This is a genomic window from Pseudomonas sp. D1-1, assembly GCF_051132225.1.
In the GTDB taxonomy this organism is placed as follows: Bacteria; Pseudomonadota; Gammaproteobacteria; order Pseudomonadales; family Pseudomonadaceae; genus Aquipseudomonas.
Genome location: NZ_CP071676.1, coordinates 753,250 through 773,921 on the forward strand (window position 1 = coordinate 753,250; position 20,672 = coordinate 773,921).

The 20,672-nt window shown below is 61.2% G+C and carries 21 protein-coding genes and 1 pseudogene; 15 read left to right on the plus strand and 7 right to left on the minus strand.

Features of this window, described 5'->3' with window-relative positions:
* Positions 1-120 precede the first annotated feature (120 nt).
* The 3 genes from J3P86_RS03245 to J3P86_RS03255 are packed head-to-tail and all read left to right on the plus strand — an operon-like array spanning position 121 to position 2,470.
* Entirely contained in the window at positions 121-696 is a 576-nt protein-coding gene (locus J3P86_RS03245; RefSeq protein ID WP_434626277.1) for a YfiR family protein, read from the plus strand.
* Positions 693-1,961: a diguanylate cyclase domain-containing protein gene (locus J3P86_RS03250; RefSeq protein ID WP_305497012.1), complete on the plus strand. Its 1,269-nt coding sequence runs from the start codon at positions 693-695 to the stop codon at positions 1,959-1,961. The genes J3P86_RS03245 and J3P86_RS03250 overlap by 4 nt, the downstream gene beginning before the upstream one ends.
* A gap of 5 nt (positions 1,962-1,966) precedes the next feature.
* Positions 1,967-2,470, plus strand: coding sequence for an OmpA family protein (locus J3P86_RS03255; protein ID WP_434569901.1), 504 nt, complete (start codon positions 1,967-1,969; stop codon positions 2,468-2,470).
* Here the strand turns inward: J3P86_RS03255 and J3P86_RS03260 are convergent.
* Positions 2,467-3,414: a LysR family transcriptional regulator gene (locus J3P86_RS03260; protein ID WP_434569900.1), complete on the minus strand. Its 948-nt coding sequence runs from the start codon at positions 3,412-3,414 to the stop codon at positions 2,467-2,469. The two genes, J3P86_RS03255 and J3P86_RS03260, sit on opposite strands and share 4 nt — an antisense overlap.
* Positions 3,415-3,553: 139 nt before the next feature.
* Between J3P86_RS03260 and J3P86_RS03265 the strand changes: the two genes are divergently transcribed.
* Both J3P86_RS03265 and mmsB read left to right on the plus strand, forming a co-directional pair.
* The gene (locus J3P86_RS03265) at positions 3,554-5,080 is read left to right on the plus strand and encodes a CoA-acylating methylmalonate-semialdehyde dehydrogenase (protein WP_434569899.1); all 1,527 of its coding nucleotides are present in this window, start codon (positions 3,554-3,556) and stop codon (positions 5,078-5,080) included.
* Between the two features lie 10 nt (positions 5,081-5,090).
* Positions 5,091-5,978, plus strand: a complete 888-nt coding sequence (gene mmsB, locus J3P86_RS03270) for a 3-hydroxyisobutyrate dehydrogenase (protein WP_434699407.1) — start codon at positions 5,091-5,093, stop codon at positions 5,976-5,978.
* A gap of 223 nt (positions 5,979-6,201) precedes the next feature.
* Here the strand turns inward: mmsB and J3P86_RS03275 are convergent, their stop codons facing one another.
* Entirely contained in the window at positions 6,202-6,546 is a 345-nt protein-coding gene (locus J3P86_RS03275) for a cupin domain-containing protein (RefSeq protein WP_003177747.1), read from the minus strand.
* A gap of 96 nt (positions 6,547-6,642) precedes the next feature.
* Positions 6,643-7,524 carry a LysR substrate-binding domain-containing protein gene (locus J3P86_RS03280; RefSeq protein WP_434699409.1) on the minus strand — a complete coding sequence of 294 codons (882 nt, stop codon included), beginning with the start codon at positions 7,522-7,524 and terminating at the stop codon, positions 6,643-6,645.
* Positions 7,525-7,723: 199 nt separating this feature from the next.
* Here J3P86_RS03280 and J3P86_RS03285 point away from each other — a divergent pair, with 199 nt between their 5' ends.
* Entirely contained in the window at positions 7,724-8,488 is a 765-nt protein-coding gene (locus tag J3P86_RS03285) for a sulfite exporter TauE/SafE family protein (protein WP_434699410.1), read from the plus strand.
* On the opposite strand, the gene J3P86_RS03290 is transcribed toward J3P86_RS03285, so the two are convergent.
* Positions 8,478-8,792, minus strand: a complete 315-nt coding sequence (locus J3P86_RS03290) for a putative quinol monooxygenase (protein WP_434602737.1) — start codon at positions 8,790-8,792, stop codon at positions 8,478-8,480. The two genes, J3P86_RS03285 and J3P86_RS03290, sit on opposite strands and share 11 nt — an antisense overlap.
* A gap of 198 nt (positions 8,793-8,990) precedes the next feature.
* On the opposite strand from J3P86_RS03290, the gene J3P86_RS03295 reads away from it, so the two are divergent.
* From J3P86_RS03295 to J3P86_RS03305, 3 genes are all read left to right on the plus strand, one after another.
* Positions 8,991-9,581: an NAD(P)H-dependent oxidoreductase gene (locus tag J3P86_RS03295; RefSeq protein WP_434699411.1), complete on the plus strand. Its 591-nt coding sequence runs from the start codon at positions 8,991-8,993 to the stop codon at positions 9,579-9,581.
* A gap of 191 nt (positions 9,582-9,772) precedes the next feature.
* The gene (locus J3P86_RS03300) at positions 9,773-10,684 is read left to right on the plus strand and encodes a LysR substrate-binding domain-containing protein (RefSeq protein WP_434699413.1); all 912 of its coding nucleotides are present in this window, start codon (positions 9,773-9,775) and stop codon (positions 10,682-10,684) included.
* Between the two features lie 103 nt (positions 10,685-10,787).
* Entirely contained in the window at positions 10,788-11,681 is an 894-nt protein-coding gene (locus J3P86_RS03305; RefSeq protein ID WP_434699415.1) for an NAD-dependent epimerase/dehydratase family protein, read from the plus strand.
* Between the two features lie 145 nt (positions 11,682-11,826).
* Here J3P86_RS03305 and J3P86_RS03310 read toward each other — a convergent pair whose 3' ends face one another.
* Entirely contained in the window at positions 11,827-13,272 is a 1,446-nt protein-coding gene (locus J3P86_RS03310; protein WP_434699416.1) for a SulP family inorganic anion transporter, read from the minus strand.
* Between the two features lie 336 nt (positions 13,273-13,608).
* Between J3P86_RS03310 and J3P86_RS03315 the strand changes: the two genes are divergently transcribed.
* The 6 genes from J3P86_RS03315 (at position 13,609) to J3P86_RS03340 (ending at position 18,542) form a co-directional block, all read left to right on the plus strand.
* Positions 13,609-14,958 carry a gluconate:H+ symporter gene (locus J3P86_RS03315; RefSeq protein WP_434602741.1) on the plus strand — a complete coding sequence of 450 codons (1,350 nt, stop codon included), beginning with the start codon at positions 13,609-13,611 and terminating at the stop codon, positions 14,956-14,958.
* A gap of 24 nt (positions 14,959-14,982) precedes the next feature.
* Positions 14,983-15,843: a MurR/RpiR family transcriptional regulator gene (locus tag J3P86_RS03320; RefSeq protein ID WP_434695946.1), complete on the plus strand. Its 861-nt coding sequence runs from the start codon at positions 14,983-14,985 to the stop codon at positions 15,841-15,843.
* A gap of 1 nt (position 15,844) precedes the next feature.
* A complete protein-coding gene (locus tag J3P86_RS03325) occupies positions 15,845-17,317 on the plus strand; it encodes an N-acyl-D-amino-acid deacylase family protein (protein ID WP_434626266.1) in 1,473 nt (490 codons plus the stop codon).
* 124 nt (positions 17,318-17,441) lie between these two features.
* A complete protein-coding gene (locus tag J3P86_RS03330; protein WP_434569886.1) occupies positions 17,442-17,810 on the plus strand; it encodes a glyoxalase superfamily protein in 369 nt (122 codons plus the stop codon).
* Positions 17,811-17,880: 70 nt separating this feature from the next.
* On the plus strand, positions 17,881-18,126 hold the full coding sequence (locus J3P86_RS03335) for a FitA-like ribbon-helix-helix domain-containing protein (RefSeq protein WP_305496991.1): 246 nt from the start codon (positions 17,881-17,883) through the stop codon (positions 18,124-18,126).
* A complete protein-coding gene (locus tag J3P86_RS03340; protein WP_305496990.1) occupies positions 18,123-18,542 on the plus strand; it encodes a type II toxin-antitoxin system VapC family toxin in 420 nt (139 codons plus the stop codon). The genes J3P86_RS03335 and J3P86_RS03340 overlap by 4 nt, the downstream gene beginning before the upstream one ends.
* 54 nt (positions 18,543-18,596) lie before the next feature.
* Here the strand turns inward: J3P86_RS03340 and J3P86_RS03345 are convergent, their stop codons facing one another.
* On the minus strand, positions 18,597-19,460 hold the full coding sequence (locus tag J3P86_RS03345; protein ID WP_434604984.1) for a methyl-accepting chemotaxis protein: 864 nt from the start codon (positions 19,458-19,460) through the stop codon (positions 18,597-18,599).
* 42 nt (positions 19,461-19,502) lie between these two features.
* Positions 19,503-20,516 (minus strand): annotated as a pseudogene (locus tag J3P86_RS03350) (methyl-accepting chemotaxis protein); the annotation flags it as partial.
* Between the last annotated feature and the right edge of the window lie 156 nt (positions 20,517-20,672).

Consider the following 20,672-nt stretch of genomic DNA (forward strand, 5'->3'; position numbering starts at 1 on the left):
CTGTTCGTTCAAAGGTTGTGATTAGTCTGTTTTCTGACGGAAATTTGCGTAGGACTCTGTCTCGCTGGCTTTTTGACACTGTGCTATCGTTTCGCACTTATCCACACCAAGAGATTCTCCATGGAAGCGGCGGTTCGGGGGGCGGCGCGCGGAAACGGCCGGAGGCATTATGCGCTCGCCGGTCTGCTGTGCTTGCTGTCGCCTGCAATTGCCGCCCAGGAGCCGACCTCTACCACTCGGGCCGAACAGCGGGCCGAAGCGGTCACCCAGGTCGTGTTGGGGATCCTCAGCTACGCTCGCTGGCCTGTTGAACCGACGCAATTGCAGCTGTGCATCGTCGGTCCGACGCAATACACGGACGACCTGGTCAAAGGCACCGCCCAGGCCACCGGCAGGCCTGTGACGGTACAGCGCTTGCTGGCCGATCATCCCGGCATTGCGAACGATTGCAATGCCGTCTACATCGGCCGGCTGACCAACGACGAACGTTCCCGATTGTTTGCGTCCCTGATCGGCAAACCGGTGTTGAGCATCAGCGAAGGCGGCGACCAATGCACCGTGGGCAGCCTGTTCTGCCTGCGGGTCGGAGATGAACAGGTGTCGTTCGAGGTCAACCTCGACTCGGTGGCACGCAGCGGTGTACGCATCCATCCGAGCGTCCTCCAGCTGTCACGCCGTAGGCCCGCCGCGCCATGAATTCGTCCAGATCACGAATTCGTCCCACGTTGGGCTCGGTCATCGGTCGCGGTCACCTGATCGTTGCGCTGGTGGCGATCACCATGGCCAGCGTCTCCCTGACCTTGTTGGGCGTGCTTGCCTTACGGGTCTATGCCGATCACAACTTGCATCTGATTGCCCGTTCGATCAGCTACACCGTGGAGGCGGCCGTGGTCTTCGATGACGCTGCGGCGGCCACCGAAGCGCTGGCCCTTATTGCTTCCACTGAAGAAGTCGCCGATGCCCAGGTCTTCAATGAAAGTGGCCGCCTGTTGGCGCATTGGCGGCGACCGGAAACCGGTCTTCTGTCGGAGCTGGAAATGCACATCGCCAAGGCATTCCTGGAAAAGCCCATCAGCCTGCCAATCATCCACCAGGAACAGAACATCGGCAGGATCCTGCTGGCAGGACACGGCGGTAGCCTGTTGCGTTTTCTGCTCAGCGGCCTGGCCGGGATCATCCTGTGCACGGCGGTCAGTGCCTGGGTCGCCCTGTATCTGGCGCGCCGTCAGCTGCGGGCGATTACCGGACCTTTGCGTAGCCTGGCTGAAGTAGCCCACGCCGCCCGTTGCGAGCGCGCCCTGGACCGCCGAGTGCCACCGGCCGATATCGCCGAACTGGATAATCTGGGCAACGACTTCAACGCACTGCTTGCCGAGCTGGAATCCTGGCAGACCCATCTGCAAAGTGAAAACGAGACCCTGGCTCACCAGGCCAGCCACGACAGCCTGACCGGGCTGCCGAACCGGGCCTTTTTCGAAGGTCGGCTGATCCGTGCCTTGCGCAATGCCAACAAGCTCGACGAGCAAGTGGCCGTCCTCTACCTGGACAGCGATCGCTTCAAGGGCATCAACGACAACTTTGGTCATGCCGCCGGTGACGCGGTGTTGACCGCCGTGGCGACCCGGGTCCGGGCGCAGTTGCGTGAGGATGACTTGGTCGCGCGTCTGGGCGGTGACGAGTTTGCCGTGCTGCTGGCGCCGTTGCACAAGACCGAGGATGCCGAACGGATCGCTGAAAAAATCATCGCCAGCATGGAGATGCCGATTCAATTGCCCGGCAATGCCTCGGTCCTGACGTCCCTCAGCATCGGCATCGCCGTTTACCCCGATCATGGCGCCACGCCCGGCGCCTTGCTCAGCGCCGCTGATGCGGCGATGTACCAGGCCAAACGCCTCGCCCGAGGCGGCCAACACACGGCGGGGTCGGAGCACCCGGTCGCGGATCTTCAAACCAGGAGCTGATTTGCATGTTTTCCAATTCGCGTTTTTCTCTGCTGCGTTATGCAGCATTTTTGTTCATCGCCATTTTTGCCCTCAGCGGATGCCAGACGACGCCGCAAAAAGGACTGAGCCCAGCGCAGATCGCTGTTCTCAAGGAGCAGGGGTTCAAACTGACAGACGACGGCTGGGCCTTCGGACTTTCGGGCAAAGTGCTGTTTGGCAGTGACGTGGAAAGCCTCAACCCGGCCAGTACCGAGATCGTCGAGCGGATCGGCAAGGCACTGCTGGGTGCGGGAATCGAGCGGGTACGTATCGACGGTCACACCGATGCATCGGGCTCCCAGGCCTATAACGAACAACTGTCGATACGTCGGGCCGAAAGCGTTGGCAAAGTCTTGAGAGGCGTGGGCATGCGCGAAGAGAACGTCCAGTTGCGCGGCCTTGGCAGCAGCCAACCCGTCGCCCCCAACGACACCGCCAGCGGGCGCACCGAAAATCGTCGCGTGGCCATCGTGGTCATCGCCGACTAATCGGCAAACACCATCTCCCGGCTGTCGCCCATGAGTAGTGGCTGGTTCTGTTCGGTGACTTCGCGGATGTAATCCCACAACAACGTAATCCGCTTGAGCTTGCGCAGATCCTCCCGGCAGTACATCCAGAATTGCCGGGTGACCGTGATTTCCTCCGGCAGCACCGGCAGCAGGCGTGGGTCTTGGGCGGCCAAAAAGCACGGCAGGATCGCCAGTGACCGGCCTTGTTGCGCCGCCACGAATTGGGCGATCACGCTGGTGCTGCGCAGATGAGCGTGGGCGCCGGGCAATACGTTGGCCAGGTAGAGCAGCTCGGAACTGAACGCCAGGTCATCCACATAGCTGATGAACGAATGCTTGTTCAGGTCTGCCGGGCGGTGGATGGGTGGGTGGTTGTCCAGGTATTGCCGGGTTGCATAAAGCTGCAATCGGTAGTCGCAGAGTTTGCAGCACACATACGGCCCATGTTCGGGGCGCTCGAGGGCGATGACGATATCGGCTTCGCGCTTGGAGAGGCTGATGAAGTGCGGCAGCGGCAGGATGTCCACCGAGATCGCCGGGTAGGCGTCGACGAAATGGCTCAACTGCGGGGTGATGAAAAAGCTGCCGAAGCCTTCCGTACAGCCCATGCGTACATGACCGGACAGCGCGACGCCTGAGCCTGAAACTTGTTCGCAAGCCATGTGCAGCGTGCTTTCGATCGACTCGGCATAGCCCAGTAAACGTTGGCCTTCAGCCGTCAGGACAAAACCGTTGGTCCGGGATTTTTCGAACAGCAGCGTACCCAAGGAAGCTTCCAGCGAGCTGATGCGTCGCGACACCGTGGTGTAGTCGACGGCCAGACGCTTGGCGGCCGTGCTGGCCTTGCGGGTGCGGGCCACTTCGAGGAAAAACTTGAGGTCGTCCCAATTCAGCGACCCTAAGGAGGTGATGTTTTTTTGCATGATGGACCGGTTTTTATGTGCGTTCTTATTAGAAGTTTGCACATCTATACTCCAAAAACCGTCTCATCACCAAGGTGACTCTTCACCTTGGTCGTTGCTGAACCAGCGCGCCCTTATAAGAACAATCCCGGAGGCCAGCATGAACGTTTCCCTTACGCCCAGCGACACAGCCCTGCAAACCGTCAGATTGCTGATCGATGGCGAGTGGGTCGAGTCCCAATCCAGCGAATGGCACGACATCGTCAACCCGGCCACCCAACAAGTGCTGGCGAAGGTACCGTTTGCCACCGCGTCGGAAGTCGATGCCGCCATCGCTGCTGCCCAGCGTGCTTTCCAGACCTGGAAGCTGACACCGATTGGTGCGCGGATGCGCATCATGCTCAAGCTCCAGGCGCTGATCCGCGAGCATTCCAAGCGCATCGCCGCGGTGCTCAGTGCCGAACAGGGCAAGACCATCGCCGACGCCGAAGGCGATATTTTCCGCGGCCTGGAAGTGGTCGAGCACGCCTGTTCCATCGGCACCCTGCAAATGGGCGAGTTTGCCGAGAATGTCGCCGGTGGGGTGGATACCTATACCTTGCGCCAGCCGATTGGTGTGTGCGCGGGTATTACCCCGTTCAATTTTCCGGCGATGATCCCGCTGTGGATGTTCCCGATGGCCATCGCCTGCGGCAATACGTTCGTCCTCAAGCCGTCGGAGCAGGATCCGCTGTCGACCATGCTGCTGGTGGAGCTGGCCATCGAGGCCGGTGTGCCGCCGGGCGTGTTGAACGTGGTGCACGGCGGCAAGGATGTGGTGGATGCGCTTTGCACTCACAAGGACATCAAGGCCGTTTCCTTCGTCGGCTCAACGGCGGTCGGCACCCATGTGTATGACCTGGCGGGTCGCCATGGCAAACGCGTGCAATCGATGATGGGCGCCAAGAACCACGCCGTGGTGCTGCCCGACGCCAATCGCGAGCAAACCCTGAACGCCCTGGTCGGTGCCGGTTTCGGCGCGGCGGGCCAGCGTTGCATGGCGACTTCGGTGGTGGTGATGGTGGGCGCGGCCAGGCAATGGTTGCCGGAGCTGAAGGCGCTGGCGCAGAAACTCAAGGTCAATGCCGGCAGCGAGCCGGGCACGGATGTCGGCCCGGTGATTTCCAAGCGAGCCAAGGCGCGCATCCTTGAACTGATCGAGAGCGGCGTGCAGCAAGGCGCAAAACTTGAACTGGATGGCCGCGACATCAGCGTGCCGGGCTTCGAGCAGGGCAACTTCGTCGGTCCGACCCTGTTTTCCGGCGTAACCACCGACATGCGCATCTACACCGAGGAAATTTTCGGCCCGGTGCTGGTGGTGCTGGAGGTCGATACCCTCGATCAAGCGATCGCCCTGGTCAACGCCAATCCGTTTGGCAACGGCACTGGCCTGTTCACCCAGAGCGGTGCGGCGGCGCGCAAATTCCAGAGCGAAATCGACGTCGGCCAGGTCGGTATCAACATCCCGATCCCGGTGCCGGTGCCGTTTTTCAGCTTCACTGGCTCCCGCGGCTCGAAACTCGGCGACCTCGGCCCTTACGGCAAACAAGTGGTGCAGTTCTACACTCAGACCAAGACCGTCACCGCGCGCTGGTTCGACGATGACAGCGTCAACGACGGTGTGAACACCACCATCAACTTGCGTTAAGGAGCCGGACATGAACATCGCATTTATCGGCCTCGGCAACATGGGCGCCCCGATGGCGCGCAATCTGCTCAAAGCCGGCCATTCGCTGAACCTGTTCGACCTGAACCAGACGGTGCTGGCCGAACTGGCGGCGCTCGGCGGCACCATCAGCGCCTCGCCTCGCGATGCGGCCCAGGGCGCGGCGCTGGTGATCACCATGCTGCCGGCCGCTGCCCATGTGCGCAGTGTCTGGCTGGGCGAAGACGGCGTGCTGGCAGGTATCGCCGCCGGCACGCCGGCGGTGGATTGCAGCACCATCGATCCACAAACCGCCCGTGACGTGGCGGCTGCCGCTGCCAGGCAGGGAGTGGCAATGGCCGATGCGCCTGTCTCGGGCGGCACCGGCGGCGCGGCGGCGGGCACCCTGACCTTCATGGTCGGCGCCACGCCTGAGCTGTTCGCCACCCTGCAACTGGTACTAGCGCAAATGGGCCGCAACATCGTGCATTGCGGCGAAGTCGGCACCGGGCAGATCGCCAAGATCTGCAACAACCTGCTCTTGGGGATTTCCATGGTCGGCGTCAGCGAGGCCATGGCTTTGGGCGATGCCCTGGGAATCGACACTCAGGTGCTGGCCGGCATCATCAACAGTTCGACCGGCCGATGCTGGAGTTCCGATACCTACAACCCATGGCCCGGCGTGATCGAAACGGCCCCGGCGGCGCGTGGATATACCGGCGGGTTTGGCGCGGACCTGATGCTCAAGGATTTGGGCCTGGCCACCGAAGCCGCGCGGCAGGCCCGCCAGCCGGTGATACTGGGGGCAGTGGCGCAGCAGTTGTACCAGGCGATGAGCCAGCGGGGCGAGGGCGGCAAGGATTTCTCGGCGATTGTGAACAGCTATCGCAAGCCGCAGTGAACCTGTGATATCGAGAGGCTTTTGTGGCGAGGGGATTTATCCCCGCTGGGTTGCGTAGCGACCCGAAAATAGTTGGTTCAATTATCTGGTGCATCGAGGCGCCAGTTTTCAGGGCCGCTTCGCGACCCAACGGGGATAAATCCCCTCGCCACAAAGGGCACCATTCAGATTTGAAAGTTGTTTGCCGAGCGACCATGTCGGGTGGTCCCTCGGCTTTTTTGTTTCAGGCAAACACGAAATATTTACGCACGGTCTCGACCACTTCCCAAGTGCCTTTCATGCCTGGTTCGACGACAAAAATATCACCGGCGCGCAGATGAATCGGTGCCATGCCGTCCGGGGTGATCACGCAGTAGCCTTCCTGGAAATGGCAGTATTCCCACTTCACGTAGTCCACCCGCCACTTGCCGGGCGTGCAGATCCAGGTCCCCATGATCTTGCTGCCGTCCTCGCTGGTATAAGCGTTGAGGTTGACGGTGTGCGGGTCGCCTTCGAGTTTTTCCCATTTGCAGGCATCGAGTACGGGCAGCGGATGGGTATCGCGCAGGACGGTGATGGGGGCGGTCATGTGAGCTCCGAAGGGGCAGAAAAGAACCTGCACCCTAGCGTGGAGAAGTACCAGGCAGATGCCTGAACTCGACACCGGGCTGCCCAGAAGCGCGCATCATTCGGCCAGATGCCGGGCCAGGGCCTTGGCGTAGGCCGGAAGCCGTTCGAAATTCCGTGCGCAAAGCAACAGGGCCCGGTGTGCCCAGGCCTCCTGCAGCGGCACGTAGTGATATGAGGATTGGGATGGACGGCGTTCGATAGCGGCTTTCGGCACGACGGCAATACCCGCGCCATGGGCCACCATGCGGATCACCCCGTCAAAGCCCTCGGCGCGAATGCGGATCTGCATGCGCATTCCGGTGTGCAGCGCCTGTTCCTCCAGGTAAATCGCCAGCGCGCTGGTGGCGTTCAGGCCGACATAGTCGTGGTTGAGGGTCTCGCTGAAACTCGGCGTGCGGCCGTCAGCCAAGGGATGTCCCGAAGGTAGGATCAGGACCAGCGGATCGTCACGAAAAGGCCAGGTCTGAAGGCCAGCGGTGTCCACCGCGTCGGAAACGATACCCAGGTCTGCGGCGCCTTGGCGCAACGCATGGGTGATCCGTGAGCTGGGCAATTCCTGCTGGTCGATGTCCAGGTTGGGGTGGCTATTGAGGAAACTGGCGAGTAATTCGGGCAGGTATTCGGTCATCGCGCTGGTGTTGCACAGCAGCCGCACCTGGCCTTTGACGCCTTTGGCGTATTCGGCCAGGTCCTGTTGCAGATGTTCGGCGTGCTGCAGCAAGACCCGGGCGTGCTGGGCCAAGGCTTTGCCGGCCGGCGTCGGAGTGACGCCGCGCCGCCCGCGTTCGAGCAGGTCGATGCCCAGGGACGCCTCCATGGCACGCACCCGGGCGCTTGCCGCTGCCAGGGAAAGATGGCTGCGAGCGGCGCCGGCGGTGATGTTGCCGGTGTCGAGGATGTTCAGGTAGAGGCGCAGGTCGGTGAGATCGAAGTGCATGGGCTGCTCTCGGGGGCTGCGGTGTCTGGTTTATCGCTTTCGCGAGCAGGCTCGCTCCCACAGGGTTCTGTGTTTCGACTGTGGGAGCGAGCCTGCTCGCGAAAGCGGCGATGTAAATTTTTTTGCCTATCGCCAGACAAGAGGCACCCTCAGTATATGGCAGATTTTCAAACCCGGGCGCGGACCTCAGGATAACCCCATGAACACACTCCTCGACTTCTATCAAAACCTCGGCCTGGCCCTTTCCTTGCTGGTCATCGGCACCTTTCTGCTGGCCGGTACCATAAAGGGCGTGATTGGCGTAGGCCTGCCGACCATCTCGATGGGGCTGCTCGGCCTGGCTATGGCACCGACGCAGGCTGCTGCGTTGTTGCTGATTCCAGCCACGCTGACCAACGTCTGGCAACTGGCATCTGGCGGGCATCTGCAAGCATTGATCCGGCGCTTGTGGCCGCTGCTGCTGGCGATTTTCATCGGCACCGGCCTTGGCACGTTGTGGATCGGCATGGTGGGTGGCGCCTGGGCAGTACGGGCGCTCGGCGCGGCGCTGGTGTTGTATGCGCTGAGCGGGTTGTTGATGCCGACGTTGCGAGTGAGCGCCCGGAACGAATACTGGCTTGCGCCACTCTGTGGCGTGCTGACCGGTGTGATCACCTCGGCCACTGGCGTGTTTGTCATCCCGGCGGTGCCTTATCTGCAAGCGCTGGGCTTGAGCAAGGATGAGTTGGTGCAGGCCCTCGGCCTGTCATTCACCGTCTCGACACTGGCCTTGGCGGCCGGCCTGCTGTGGCACGGTGCGCTGGGGGGCGGTGAACTGAGCGCTTCGCTGCTGGCGCTGGTGCCGGCGCTGCTGGGGATGTGGCTGGGGCAATGGCTGCGCCAGCGGATCAGCGCCGTGTTGTTCAAGCGGGTGTTTTTTATTGGCCTTGGTGTGCTCGGCGGCCATCTGTTGATCAGCGGCTAGCCGAGGATCGACTGAGCATGTCGACGCGGCGAATCTCGAAGTCGCGTTCCAGATAGTCCATGCGCTGCTCGAAGAACTGCTTCATGTGCGGCAGGCTCGAATGCACTTCCAGGTCAGCCTGGGATGCCCAGATCTCATAGAAGATGAACAACGTCGGGTCCTGCTGGTCGCGCAGCATGTGATATTCGATGCAGCCAGGCTCGGCACGACTCGGTTCGACGTAGGCGCGAAACAGCGTTTCGAAGGCTTCGGCTTTTTCCGGGCGGGTCTTGGCGTGCAGGATGAAACCGTGCAATTCACTCATCAGGTGGGCTCCTGGTCAAAAGGTCCGGTGAATTTTACGGCAACAATCCAGTTGCGATTCGTGCGTATAGATCAAAACAGTTTTGTCGTTTCGCTGCTTATTCCGCGCGAAGCTCATCGGTACTCTGCCGCCATCATTTTCAATCTTTCCCATCGGCGTCCGTCCAGCGGTCTACGCCGTGGAACCAATGAGGCTCCGATGAAAAAAATCCTGTTGCTCAATGGCGGTAAACAATTCGCTCACTCCGACGGTCGCTATAACGCAACCCTGCACGACACTGCGCTCAGCGTGCTCGACCGTGGCGGCCTGGATGTAAAAACCACGTTCATCGACGGCGGCTACGACATCAAGGAAGAAGTCGCGAAATTCCTTTGGGCCGACGTGATCATTTACCAGATGCCCGGCTGGTGGATGGGTGCTCCCTGGACGGTAAAAAAATACATCGACGAGGTCTTCACCGAAGGCCACGGCAGCCTCTATGCCAGCGACGGCCGTACCCGTTCCGATGCTTCGCAGAAATATGGCAGCGGTGGCCTGGTGCAGGGCAAGCAGTACATGCTGTCGCTGACCTGGAACGCCCCGCAGCAAGCCTTCGACGACCCGACTGATTTCTTCGAAGCCAAGGGCGTGGACGCGGTGTATTTCCCGTTCCACAAGGCCAACCAGTTCCTGGGCATGACCGGTCTGCCAACGTTTCTCTGCGTGGACGTGATGAAGCGTCCGAACATCGAAGAAGATGTGGCGCGGTATGAGCGGCATTTGATTGAGGTGTTCGGTCTAAACGCATAGGCATTTTTTGCCACGTATCCCGCTACTATCCTGTGGCGAGGGGATTCATCCCCGCTCGTCTGCGAAGCAGACGCCGAGGCTGACGATGCATTTATCCCATTATATTTCGTCATTGGTTCAGGTCCGCTTCGCGGCCCAGCGGGGATAAATCCCCTCGCCACAAGAGCGATCAGTCGATAAGGAAGGGATACGTGAAAGCCAGATCCGACGAGTTGCAGATTTTTGTCTGCGTGATCGAATGCGGATCGATTTCCGCCGCCGCCGAGCAGGTCGGGCAGACGCCGTCGGCGGTCAGCCGTACGTTGTCGCGCCTGGAGGCCAAGCTCGACACCACGCTGATCAACCGCACCACGCGGCGCATGGACCTGACTGAAGAGGGCAAGTATTTCTTCGAGCAGGCCAAGGGCATTCTCGACCAGATGGACGAGCTGGAAGAGCGCTTGTCTTCCCGCCAGAAGAACCCCGCCGGGCGCTTGCGGATCAATGCCGCATCGCCGTTCATGCTGCACGCGATCGTTCCTCATATCGAAGAATTCCGCACGCTCTACCCCGACATTCAGCTCGAACTCAACAGCAACGACTTGATCATCGATCTGCTCGAGCAAAGCACAGACGTCGCCATCCGCATCGGCACCCTGACCGACTCGACGCTTCACGCACGGTCGCTGGGATGCAGTCCGTTGCACATCCTCGCCAGCCCGGCCTATCTCAAGCGGCATGGCACACCTTCCAGCGTTGCCGAGCTGGCGGAGCATTCGCTGCTGGGTTTTGCCCAGAACGACGGGCTCAACCAATGGCCGCTGCGCCACATCCACGGTGATCGCTGGCCGATCCAGCCGGCCATCAGCGCGTCCAGCGGCGAAACGGTGCGTCACCTGGCGCTGCAAGGGCAGGGCATCGCTTGCCTGTCGGATTTCATGACGCGCGACGATATCAGCGCCGGCCGCCTCAAGGTGCTGCTGGCCGATGCCAACAGCGGCTACCGCCAGCCGATCAACGCGGTGTACTACCGCAACTCTCAACTGGCGCTGAGGATCCAGTGCTTCCTGGACTTCATCCAAGGCAAGCTCGCCGGGTACGCATCGCGGGAATTCAACGGCTGATTCGTGACTTCAAGGCAAGAGTGATTTGGGCAACGTGGACTGTTTCGGCAAGGAACGCTCCTCGATACTCGTCCCATCACTTATTTTGCCAAGGAGTTACTCCATGAAAGTATTTGTTACCGGCGCTGCCGGCTTCATCGGCGGTTCCATTGCTACCGGTCTCGTGCGGGCCGGCCATCAGGTCACTGGCCTGGTGCGCAACGCCGAACAAGCCGACGAGTTGAGCGCGCTGAGCATCACGCCGGTTATCGGCACCCTTGAAGACAGCGCGCTGCTGATCAAACAGGCACGAGCTGCTGATGCGGTGATCAACGCCGCCAGCAGCGATCATCGTGGCGCGGCCGAAGCGTTGGTCGAGGCGCTCAAGGGCTCGAACAAGGTGTTGCTGCATACCAGCGGTTCGAGCATCGTCGGCGACGCATCGGGCGGTCGTGCCAGCGATGACATCTACTACGAAGACTCCCTGCCGCAACCTACCGCCGACAAGGCGCCCCGTGTCGCGATCGACAACCTGATTCTCGGCTCGGCAAAGCATGGCGTGAACTCGGCGGTGATCTGCAACACGCTGATCTACGGTCACAGCCTGGGCGTCAAGCGTGACAGCGTGCAACTGCCGCGCCTCCTCAAGCAGGCACGCAAAAGCGGCGTGGTGCGGCATGTCGGACCGGGGCAGAACATCTGGTCCAATGTGCACATCGAGGACGTGGTCGAGTTGTACACGCTGGCCCTGACCCGCAACCAGCCTGGCACGTTCTACTTCGTCGAAAGCGGTGAAGCTTCGTTCATTGAAATGACCACCGCGATGGCTCAGGCGCTGAACCTGGGCGAACCGCAGGATTGGCCGCTGGCGGATGCCGAAGCCGAGTGGGGTTATGAAATGGCCAATTACGGCCTGGGCTCCAACAGCCGCGTGCGCGGCAAGAATGCCCGCGAGCTGTTGGGGTGGACGCCGAAGCGCACGTCGGTGGTGGCTTGGACTCTTGATGAGATGGTGTGAGTTACGCCGTTCGAGCCGTAAGAGTAAACACCCTTTTGGGAGCGAGCCTGCTCGCGAAGGCGGTCTGTCAGTCGAAGCACATGTTGCCTGGTCTTCCGCCTTCGCGAGCAGGCTCGCTCCCACAGGGTTTTGTGTTGGCCTATCTTTAGTCGTGATGCACGCCCGCGCGCTTGAGCATCTGTTTGCAACGCTCGGACAGATGAAACACCCGCAGATGCTTGCCCGCCTTGCTGTAGCGCTCGCGCAGGGTCATCAGCGCGGCGATGGCCGAGTAGTCGACGAAGCTCAAGTGGCGGCAGTCCAGGGTCACCAGGTCGGGGTCGTTGGCCGTGTCGAACTGGTTGAGGAACGGCGTAGTCGAGGCGAAGAACAACGTGCCGTGCAGCCGATAAAGCTTGCTGCCATCGGCTTCCAGGTGCGTGTCGGCGTACAATTCCCGGGCCTGTTGCCAGGCGAAGTTGAGCGCCGCGATGATAATCCCGCAAAGGACCGCGACGGCCAGGTCGGTAAACACGGTGATGACGGTGACCGCGATGATCACCAGTACATCATTGGTCGGCACCTTGTTGATGACCCGCAACGAGGCCCAGGCAAAGGTCTGCTGAGCGACCACGAACATCACGCCCACCAGCGCGGCCAGCGGAATGCGCTCGATCAGGGGCGAAAGGAACAGCACGAACAGCAACACCATCACCCCAGCCACCACCCCGGACAACCGGCCGCGCCCGCCAGAGCTTAGGTTGATCACCGTCTGGCCGATCATGGCGCAACCGCCCATGCCGCCTAACAGGCCGGACGCCATGTTTGCCGCGCCCAATGCCACGCACTCACGGTCCGGATAACCACGACTCTCAGTGATTTCGTCGGTGAGGTTAAGGGTCAGCAGCGTTTCCAGCAGGCCGACCATCGCCATGACCACCGCATAGGGCGCGATTATCAGCAGGGTTTCCAGGTTCCAGGGGATATCTGGCAGGGTAAGGACCGGCAAGCCACCGGCGATGTGCGCCATGTCGCCCAGCGTCCGGGTCGGCAGGCCAAGCAAATAGACCGCCAGGCCAATCCCGAGGATTGCCACCAAGGCCGGCGGTACGCTACGGGTCAGGCGCGGCAGCAGATAGACGATGGCCATGGTCAACGCCACGAGGGCGGCCATCAGGTACAGCGGGGCGCCGCTCAGCCAGGTTCCGTCGCTCTTGAAGTGCTCCAGTTGCGCCAACGCGATGACGATCGCCAGGCCGTTGACGAAACCGAGCATCACCGGGTGCGGCACCATCCGCACCAGCTTGCCCAGCCGCAGCAGCCCGAACGCCATCATGATCAATCCGCCCAGCAGCACCGTGGCCAGCAGGTACTGCACGCCGTGTTGCACCACCAGCGCGACGATCACCACCGCCATCGATCCCGCCGCCCCCGACACCATGCCCGGCCGCCCGCCGAACAGGGCTGTCAACGTGCAGATGATGAAGGCGCCATACAGACCCATCAGCGGATTCAGATGCGCAACCAGGGCGAAGGCAATGCATTCCGGGAGCAAGGCGAAAGAGGTGGTGAGGCCGGCGAGGGCGTCGGCGCGAAGACGAGCTGGTTTCATGGTTTACCTGATTGGGCGCCGGTGAAGAGTCGGCTGCCGAAGAAGTGGTGCGAAAAGCAGGAGGGGAATGGTACGGAATCGACGACCTTGGGGCCAGTGATTGGCTTTTCCGGGGGCCTGCTTTGCAGGCCAGCGGGAGCAAGCTCCCTCGCGACGAAGGGCCTGTTTGGCGATGAAAATTCGGCTGTGGATTTTCATCGGCGCCTTGTCTCGATGTCCCTGCGCGACATTTTTTGTCCGTGGGCGAAAATTACTTTCAGCGGGTTTGTGGATTTCTTCTCGAAATGATTTATGAGTTTCATAAACAACGACGTGACCCCATTCGAGGAGTAACGCATGGCCCCTGATTTCGGTTATTGGCTGTTGGTCTACGCGGCGATCGCGATCATTGCGCTGATTGTCCTGATCGCGCGCTACCGTCTCAACCCGTTCATCGTGATTACCCTGGTTTCCATCGGCCTGGCGCTGCTGGCCGGGATGCCACCCTCCAGCGTCGTCGGCGCCTACGAGGCGGGCGTGGGAAAAACCCTGGGGCACATTGCGCTGGTGGTGGCCTTGGGCACGATGCTCGGCAAGATGATGGCCGAGTCCGGTGGCGCGGAGCGGATGGCGCAGACGCTGATCGAGCGCTTCGGCGAGCGCAACGCTCACTGGGCGATGGTGTGCATTGCGTTCCTGGTGGGGTTGCCGTTGTTTTTCGAGGTCGGCTTTGTGCTGCTGGTGCCTATCGCATTCACGATTGCCCGGCGTGTCGGCGTGTCGATCCTGATGGTCGGCCTGCCAATGGTGGCCGGGCTGTCGGTGGTCCACGCCCTGGTGCCACCGCATCCGGCGGCGATGCTGGCGGTGCAGGCATTCCAGGCTTCGGTGGGGCAGACCCTGCTGTATGCCATCCTGATCGGCATTCCCACCGCAATCATCGCCGGTCCCCTGTACGCCAGATTCATCGTGCCCCGCATTCAGCTGCCGGCCGAGAACCCATTGGAGCGGCAATTTCTCGACCGCGAGCCACGTGCAAATCTGCCGGGCTTCGGTATCACCTTGGGGACGATCCTGTTGCCGGTGGTCCTGATGTTGATCGGTGGCTGGGCCAACCTGATTTCCACACCGGGAAGCGGTTTCAACCAGTTTCTGTTGTTTATCGGCAACTCGGTGATCGCCTTGCTCCTGGCGACCATTCTCAGCTTCTGGACCCTCGGCCTGGCCCAAGGCTTCAACCGCGAATCGATCCTCAAATTCACCAACGAGTGCCTGGCGCCTACGGCCAGCATTACCCTGTTGGTGGGCGCCGGCGGTGGTTTGAACCGGATTCTGGTGGACGCGGGCGTGACCCAGCAAATCGTCGGGCTGGCCCAGGAGTTCCAGTTGTCGCCGTTGGTCATGGGCTGGCTGTTCGCCGCGTTGATGCGCGTCGCCACCGGTTCGGCGACGGTGGCGATGACTACGGCCTCGGGCATTGTCGCGCCCGTGGCGATCGGCCTCGGTTATCCCCATCCTGAACTGTTGGTGCTGGCGACTGGCGCCGGGTCGGTGATCTTTTCCCACGTCAACGACGGCGGCTTCTGGTTGATCAAGGAATACTTCAATATGACTGTCACCCAAACCTTCAAGACCTGGACCGTGCTCGAAACGTTGATCTCCCTGGTCGCGTTCGGCCTGACCCTCGGGCTTGCGCGCGTGCTCTGATCGCGCTCCAACAGAGGTGCCGTCATGGACATCCTTTACCAGATCCGCTCCCGTCAGGATTTCTTCAGTGCAGGCGAAGGAAGAATCGCCCGACTGATGCTCGACGACGTAGGATTTGCCGCTTCCGCCAGCCTGGATGAACTGGCCCAACGCGCCGAAGTCAGCAGTGCCACGCTGTCGCGGTTTGCCCGGACTGTCGGCTGTCGCGATTTGCGCGATCTGCGCCTGCAACTGGCCCAGGCCAGTGGCGTTGGCAGCCGTTTCCTCGACCCCACGGGCGCGCCCGAGCAGTCGGCGTTTTATGGGCAGATCGTCGGCGATATCGAGTCGACGCTGCGCCAGCACTTGTCGGCATTTGACGAGTCACGCTTCGCCGACGCGGTACGGATGATCGGCAAGGCGCGGATGATCCATGCGTTCGGGCTCGGCGGGTGGTCGGCGCTGTGCGGCGAAGAGTTGCAGGTGCGGCTGGTGCGTTTCGGCTACCCGATCGCCGCCTGCCGCGACCCGCTGATGATGCGTATCACGGCCACTTCGCTGAGCGATCAGCATCTGGTGATTGCCTGTTCGTTGACTGGTATCACCCCGGAGCTGCTCGGCGCGGTCGAACTGGCGCGCAGCTACGGTGCAGCGATCCTGGCGATTACCCGCACCGACTCGCCGCTGGCCCACCTGGCGGATGTGGTACTGCCCCTGCAAGGTGCCGAAACCTCGTTCATCTTCAAACCCACGGCGGCGCGCTACGGCATGCTGTTGGCGATCGATGTGCTCGCCACCGAGTTGGCGCTGGCCCATCCGCAAGACAATCAAGAGCGCCTGCGGCGGGTCAAGCTCGCCCTGGACGATTACCGAGGCGGCGAGGACGACCTGCCGCTGGGAGACTGACATGCACTACGACACGCTTATTCGCAACGCGCTGATCATCGACGGCAGCGACAAGCCTGGCTACAGCGCCGACGTGGCGATACGCGCCGGTCGTATCGAGCACATCGGCGACCTCGGCGCCGCCCGGGCGACTGAAGAAGTCGACGCCGCCGGCCGGGTGCTGGCGCCGGGATTCATCGACGTGCATACCCACGACGACACGGTAGTCATACGCCAACCGCAGATGCTGCCCAAACTCAGTCAGGGCGTCACCACGGTCATCGTCGGCAATTGCGGCATCAGCGCTGCGCCCGTCAGCCTGCGGGGCGATCCACCGGACCCGATGAACCTGCTCGGTGCTGCCCAGGCGTTCGCCTACCCACGCTTCGCTGATTATCGTGCGGCGGTGGAAGCCGCCACGCCGGCGGTCAATGTCGCGGCACTGGTCGGGCACACGGCGCTGCGCAGCAACCACCTGGACGATCTGCTGCGCACCGCCAGCGCCGGAGAAATCGCCGCCATGCGTCAGCAACTGCGCGAAAGCCTGGAGGACGGTGCGCTGGGTTTATCCACCGGCCTGGCCTACGCCAACGCGTTCTGTGCGTCGACCGATGAAGTCATGCAACTGAGCGAAGAGTTGGCAGCGTTCGGCGCGGTCTACACCACCCACTTGCGCAGCGAATTCGAACCGGTGCTGGAAGCGATGGACGAGGCCTTCCAGATCGGCCGTCATGCCCGGAGCCCGGTAATCATTTCCCACCTCAAATGTGCGGGGGCCGGTAATTGGGGGCGTAGTCCACAGGTGCTCGCGGCGTTGGAAACTGCCGCCAGAAGCCATCCCGTCGGTTGCGACTGTTATCCCTACGCGGCGAGCTCTTCGACGCTGGACCTCAAGCAAGTGACCGATGCCCATCGCATCACCATCACCTGGTCGACGCCGCACCCGCACATGAGCGGACGGGACTTGATCGACATCGCCGCCGAATGGGGCATGCCACTGCTGGAAGCCGCGCGCTGCTTGCAGCCGGCCGGCGCGGTGTACTACGGCATGGACGAAAGCGACGTAAGACGCATCCTCGCACACCCATTGTCGATGGTCGGCTCCGACGGCTTGCCCGAGGACCCTTTTCCCCATCCTCGGTTGTGGGGCGCTTTCCCACGGGTGCTGGGACATTTCAGTCGAGACATCGGGCTGTTTCCGTTACACACCGCCGTGCACAAGATGACCGGCCTTTCGGCTGCACGCTTTGGCCTGAAGGAGCGGGGTGAAATCCATGAAGGATATTGGGCCGACCTGGTGTTGTTCAATCCGCAAACCGTCCGCGACGTCGCCGATTTCAACCAGCCGCAACGGGCTGCCGAGGGCATCGATGGCGTATGGATCAACGGCGTCCTGAGTTATCGCGATGGCCAGGCGAACGGCCGCCGGGAAGGCCGATTCCTGGCGCGGGAAGGCAATCTTCGCCAGGGATTTCGGACTTTTAAAGGTGTGTAAGCGGCTGATATAACGTTAATTGACGCCACAATAATGGCACTACGACACTAAAGAAGCCGGCTTACAGGCCGAAGCATTGGGGTCAACCCATCTAAACTGGGTCATTTCAGCCAGGGAGCAACCCATGAGCTTCGGTAAGACCACCCCGATCCTGCGGATTTTCGATGAAACCAAGGCCTTGGCGTTCTATGTCGATTTCCTGGGCTTTACCGTCGACTGGCAACATCGCTTTGGTGACGACTATCCGCTGTACCTGCAAGTATCGCGCGGTGATTGCGTGCTGCACCTGTCCGAACACCACGGCGATTGCACACCGGGCTCGGCGCTGCGGATCGAGACCGATGAGCTGGAAGCATTCCAGCAACAGTTGATGGCCAAGCAATACCGCTACGCCCACCCGCAAATCCAGGCCATGCCATGGGGTAGCCAGGACATGACCATCAGTGATCCGTTCGGGAATCGGTTGGTGTTTACCAATGCGATCAGTGTGTAACGGTGGCTGGACAACTTGATGAGTCTTCGACTAGCCTGCAATCAATGATTTCATTGATTGCAGGGACGTTATGGCCAGTATTACGATTCGAAATCTTGATGATCAAATCAAAGAACAGCTGCGTATTGCCGCAGCTCATAACGGTCATTCCATGGAGGAAGAGGCTCGTCTTATTTTGGGGCGCGCGCTAGCGACGGTAAGCCCTGCGGGAGGACTTGGGAGCCGTATTCGAAACAGGTTCAGTGCTTTGGGGGGCGTTGAGCTGGATCTACCGTCCCGTGACGAAAAAGCCAAGGCGGTGGATTTCTCTGAATGATATTGCTCGATACCAATGTTATCTCCGAATTCATGCGCGCTGAGCCGGACACGAAGGTTCTAACTTGGGTCGATTTGCAGCCCGCAATGGATCTGGTTATCTGCGCTGTCACGGTAGCGGAAATTCTTCATGGCATAGCTCGGCTGCCTTTCGGCAAGCGAAAGCAGAAGCTCGAATCCCATGCCATGGCCATCTTCGAAGAGGATTTTGCCGGCAGGATCCTGTCTTTTGATGCCCATGCGGCTGTTGAGTACGCAACTCTTGTCGCTTCATGCGAGGCCAAGGGTAAGGCGGTTGGCATGGCCGATGCGCAAATCGCAGCGATTTGCCGAGCTCACGGTGCTGCGGTTGCTACGCGCAATATAAGAGATTTCGAGTTTCCAGGAGTCGAGGTAATCAATCCGTGGTGCGCATGAGCCGCATCGCTACGTAAAGCGCCCGCTTTCTGTTGGAAGCGGGCGCTTTTGTAATCAAACCCTGAAATGACTGACCATCTGCTGCAATTGACTGCCAAGCCGCGCCAGTTCAACGCTGGACGCTGCGGTTTCTTCGCTGGCGGCGGCGGTCTGTTCGGACACGTCGCGCACGTTGATGATGCTGCGGCTGATCTCTTCGGCCACGGCGCTTTGCTGCTCGGCGGCGGCGGCGATCTGCTGGTTCATCGACTGGATGTTCGACACCGTACGGGTGATGTTCTCCAGTGATACGCCGGCCTTGCGGGTGAGGGCCACGCTGCTGTCGGTGAGGTTGCGGCTGTTGTTCATCACGGCGGCCACTTGCTGGGTGCCGTTCTGCAGGCCGGCCACCAGGCCTTCGATTTCCTCGGTGGATTTCTGGGTGCGTTGGGCCAGGCCACGGACTTCGTCGGCGACGACCGCAAAGCCACGACCGGCTTCACCGGCGCGGGCGGCTTCGATGGCGGCGTTGAGTGCCAGCAGGTTGGTCTGTTCGGCCACGGCCTTGATCACATCCATCACTGCGCCAATCTTGTCGCTCTCCTGTTGCAGCACGCTCATGGCGTCGGTGGAGCGCACCACTTCACTGGCCAGGCGTTCGATCTGGGCAATGGCTTCGCTGACCACCTGGTCGCCGGCACGGGCTTCGCCGTCGGCGGCGGCCGCTGCCTGGGAGGCTTCTTCGGCGTTGCGGGCAACTTCCTGCACCGTGGCGGTCATTTCGTGCATGGCGGTTGCGACCTGGTCGGTCTCGACTTTCTGGCTGTTGACCCCGGCACTGGTCTGTTCGGTGACCGCCGACAATTCTTCGGCGGCGCTGGCGATCTGAGTCACGCCATCACGGATGCCGCTGATGAGGTCGCGCAGGGTCACGCCCATGCGCGCGATGCCCTGTTGCAGTACGCCCAGCTCATCGCGACGGGTGACGATCACATCCTGCGACAGGTCGCCACTGGCGATGCGTTCGACCACGGTCAGGGTTTCGCGCAGCGGACGGGTGATCTGGCGGGTGATGATGACGGCAGCAATGATGCCGACCAACAACGCCAGCAATGTACTGACCAGTTGCAACGTACGCGCCTGGGCGCTTTCGGCGTCGCGACGGTCGAGTTGGATCTGGTACAGCTGTTCGCTCAGGGAAACGATGGTCGCGCCCTGGTCGGTCATTTCCTTGCGCGCCTGCACCACGTCGGCCGTGGCCGATTTGAAGGCCTGCACGGCGCTGCGGTATTGCACCAGGGTGGTTTCCAGCTGACGCAGTTCGTCCTGATGGACGCTGGCAAAATATTCGTTCAGCGGCTTGAGCGAAGCAATCGCCGCGTCCAGTTGGGCGAAGGCCTTGCGTTCGGTATCGGCGTTGGGGTTGGCGGTGTAGCCGCGCACTTCATAACGAGCGAGCATGAACGCCTGCTTGGCTTCAGTGATGGCCTGGAACTGGGCGAAGCGTTCATCGTTGAGGGCCATTTGCTTCACGTCGGCGTCGATGGCCTCGATCAGCTTGTAGGCCGTTTCGGCGTTCGCCCCCATGACATCACGAGCGCTGTTACCGGTGCGGTAGGCGCTGCGCATTTTGTTCAGTGATACCTGATAGGCGCTGATGGTCGCGCTCTGCTCTCTGAGCAGCTTGACGTTTTCCGGGCTCTTGAAGCTGTTGAGCAGCGCGTTCTGTTGCGCGACGAAACCGTCGAGGGTGGTTTGCACATTCTGTGCAGCGGTTTCGTCACCGTTGGCCAGCATGTATTGCAGGCGAGTCACGCGCAGTTTGGTCAGGCCGGCGTTGAGCTGGGTGATGTCGCTCATCCAGTTGCTGCGGTCGATCAGGCCGCCAAGGCTGGTCCAGCTGGTCAGGGCCAGCAGGCAGGTCAGGACCAGCACCAGGCCGAAGCCCAGGCCCAATTTCATGTTGACGCTAATGTTGCCAAACCAGCTATTCATCAAATTCCTCCAGGAACGTTGTGCTGCTTATCGTCGGTTGGCTGGAAGATTGTTGTTGTTAAGAGCCAGCAAAAACGTGTAACGGAGCTTTATCGGCGGAAACGGAGGGATCTGTAAGATTTTTTTCTACATCGGGAAAGGCAGGGGGCACAGCGG

Excerpts from the sequence above, each read along its gene's own strand:
- J3P86_RS03245 (WP_434626277.1), top strand. The coding sequence starts at position 121 with ATGGAAGCGGCGGTTCGGGGGGCGGCGCGCGGAAACGGCCGGAGGCAT.
- J3P86_RS03250 (WP_305497012.1), top strand. The coding sequence starts at position 693 with ATGAATTCGTCCAGATCACGAATTCGTCCCACGTTGGGCTCGGTCATC.
- J3P86_RS03255 (WP_434569901.1), top strand. The coding sequence starts at position 1,967 with ATGTTTTCCAATTCGCGTTTTTCTCTGCTGCGTTATGCAGCATTTTTG.
- J3P86_RS03260 (WP_434569900.1), bottom strand. The coding sequence starts at position 3,414 with ATGCAAAAAAACATCACCTCCTTAGGGTCGCTGAATTGGGACGACCTC.
- J3P86_RS03265 (WP_434569899.1), top strand. The coding sequence starts at position 3,554 with ATGAACGTTTCCCTTACGCCCAGCGACACAGCCCTGCAAACCGTCAGA.
- mmsB (WP_434699407.1), top strand. The coding sequence starts at position 5,091 with ATGAACATCGCATTTATCGGCCTCGGCAACATGGGCGCCCCGATGGCG.
- J3P86_RS03275 (WP_003177747.1), bottom strand. The coding sequence starts at position 6,546 with ATGACCGCCCCCATCACCGTCCTGCGCGATACCCATCCGCTGCCCGTA.
- J3P86_RS03280 (WP_434699409.1), bottom strand. The coding sequence starts at position 7,524 with ATGCACTTCGATCTCACCGACCTGCGCCTCTACCTGAACATCCTCGAC.
- J3P86_RS03285 (WP_434699410.1), top strand. The coding sequence starts at position 7,724 with ATGAACACACTCCTCGACTTCTATCAAAACCTCGGCCTGGCCCTTTCC.
- J3P86_RS03290 (WP_434602737.1), bottom strand. The coding sequence starts at position 8,792 with ATGAGTGAATTGCACGGTTTCATCCTGCACGCCAAGACCCGCCCGGAA.
- J3P86_RS03295 (WP_434699411.1), top strand. The coding sequence starts at position 8,991 with ATGAAAAAAATCCTGTTGCTCAATGGCGGTAAACAATTCGCTCACTCC.
- J3P86_RS03305 (WP_434699415.1), top strand. The coding sequence starts at position 10,788 with ATGAAAGTATTTGTTACCGGCGCTGCCGGCTTCATCGGCGGTTCCATT.
- J3P86_RS03310 (WP_434699416.1), bottom strand. The coding sequence starts at position 13,272 with ATGAAACCAGCTCGTCTTCGCGCCGACGCCCTCGCCGGCCTCACCACC.
- J3P86_RS03315 (WP_434602741.1), top strand. The coding sequence starts at position 13,609 with ATGGCCCCTGATTTCGGTTATTGGCTGTTGGTCTACGCGGCGATCGCG.
- J3P86_RS03320 (WP_434695946.1), top strand. The coding sequence starts at position 14,983 with ATGGACATCCTTTACCAGATCCGCTCCCGTCAGGATTTCTTCAGTGCA.
- J3P86_RS03325 (WP_434626266.1), top strand. The coding sequence starts at position 15,845 with ATGCACTACGACACGCTTATTCGCAACGCGCTGATCATCGACGGCAGC.
- J3P86_RS03330 (WP_434569886.1), top strand. The coding sequence starts at position 17,442 with ATGAGCTTCGGTAAGACCACCCCGATCCTGCGGATTTTCGATGAAACC.
- J3P86_RS03335 (WP_305496991.1), top strand. The coding sequence starts at position 17,881 with ATGGCCAGTATTACGATTCGAAATCTTGATGATCAAATCAAAGAACAG.
- J3P86_RS03340 (WP_305496990.1), top strand. The coding sequence starts at position 18,123 with ATGATATTGCTCGATACCAATGTTATCTCCGAATTCATGCGCGCTGAG.
- J3P86_RS03345 (WP_434604984.1), bottom strand. The coding sequence starts at position 19,460 with ATGGGCGTGACCCTGCGCGACCTCATCAGCGGCATCCGTGATGGCGTG.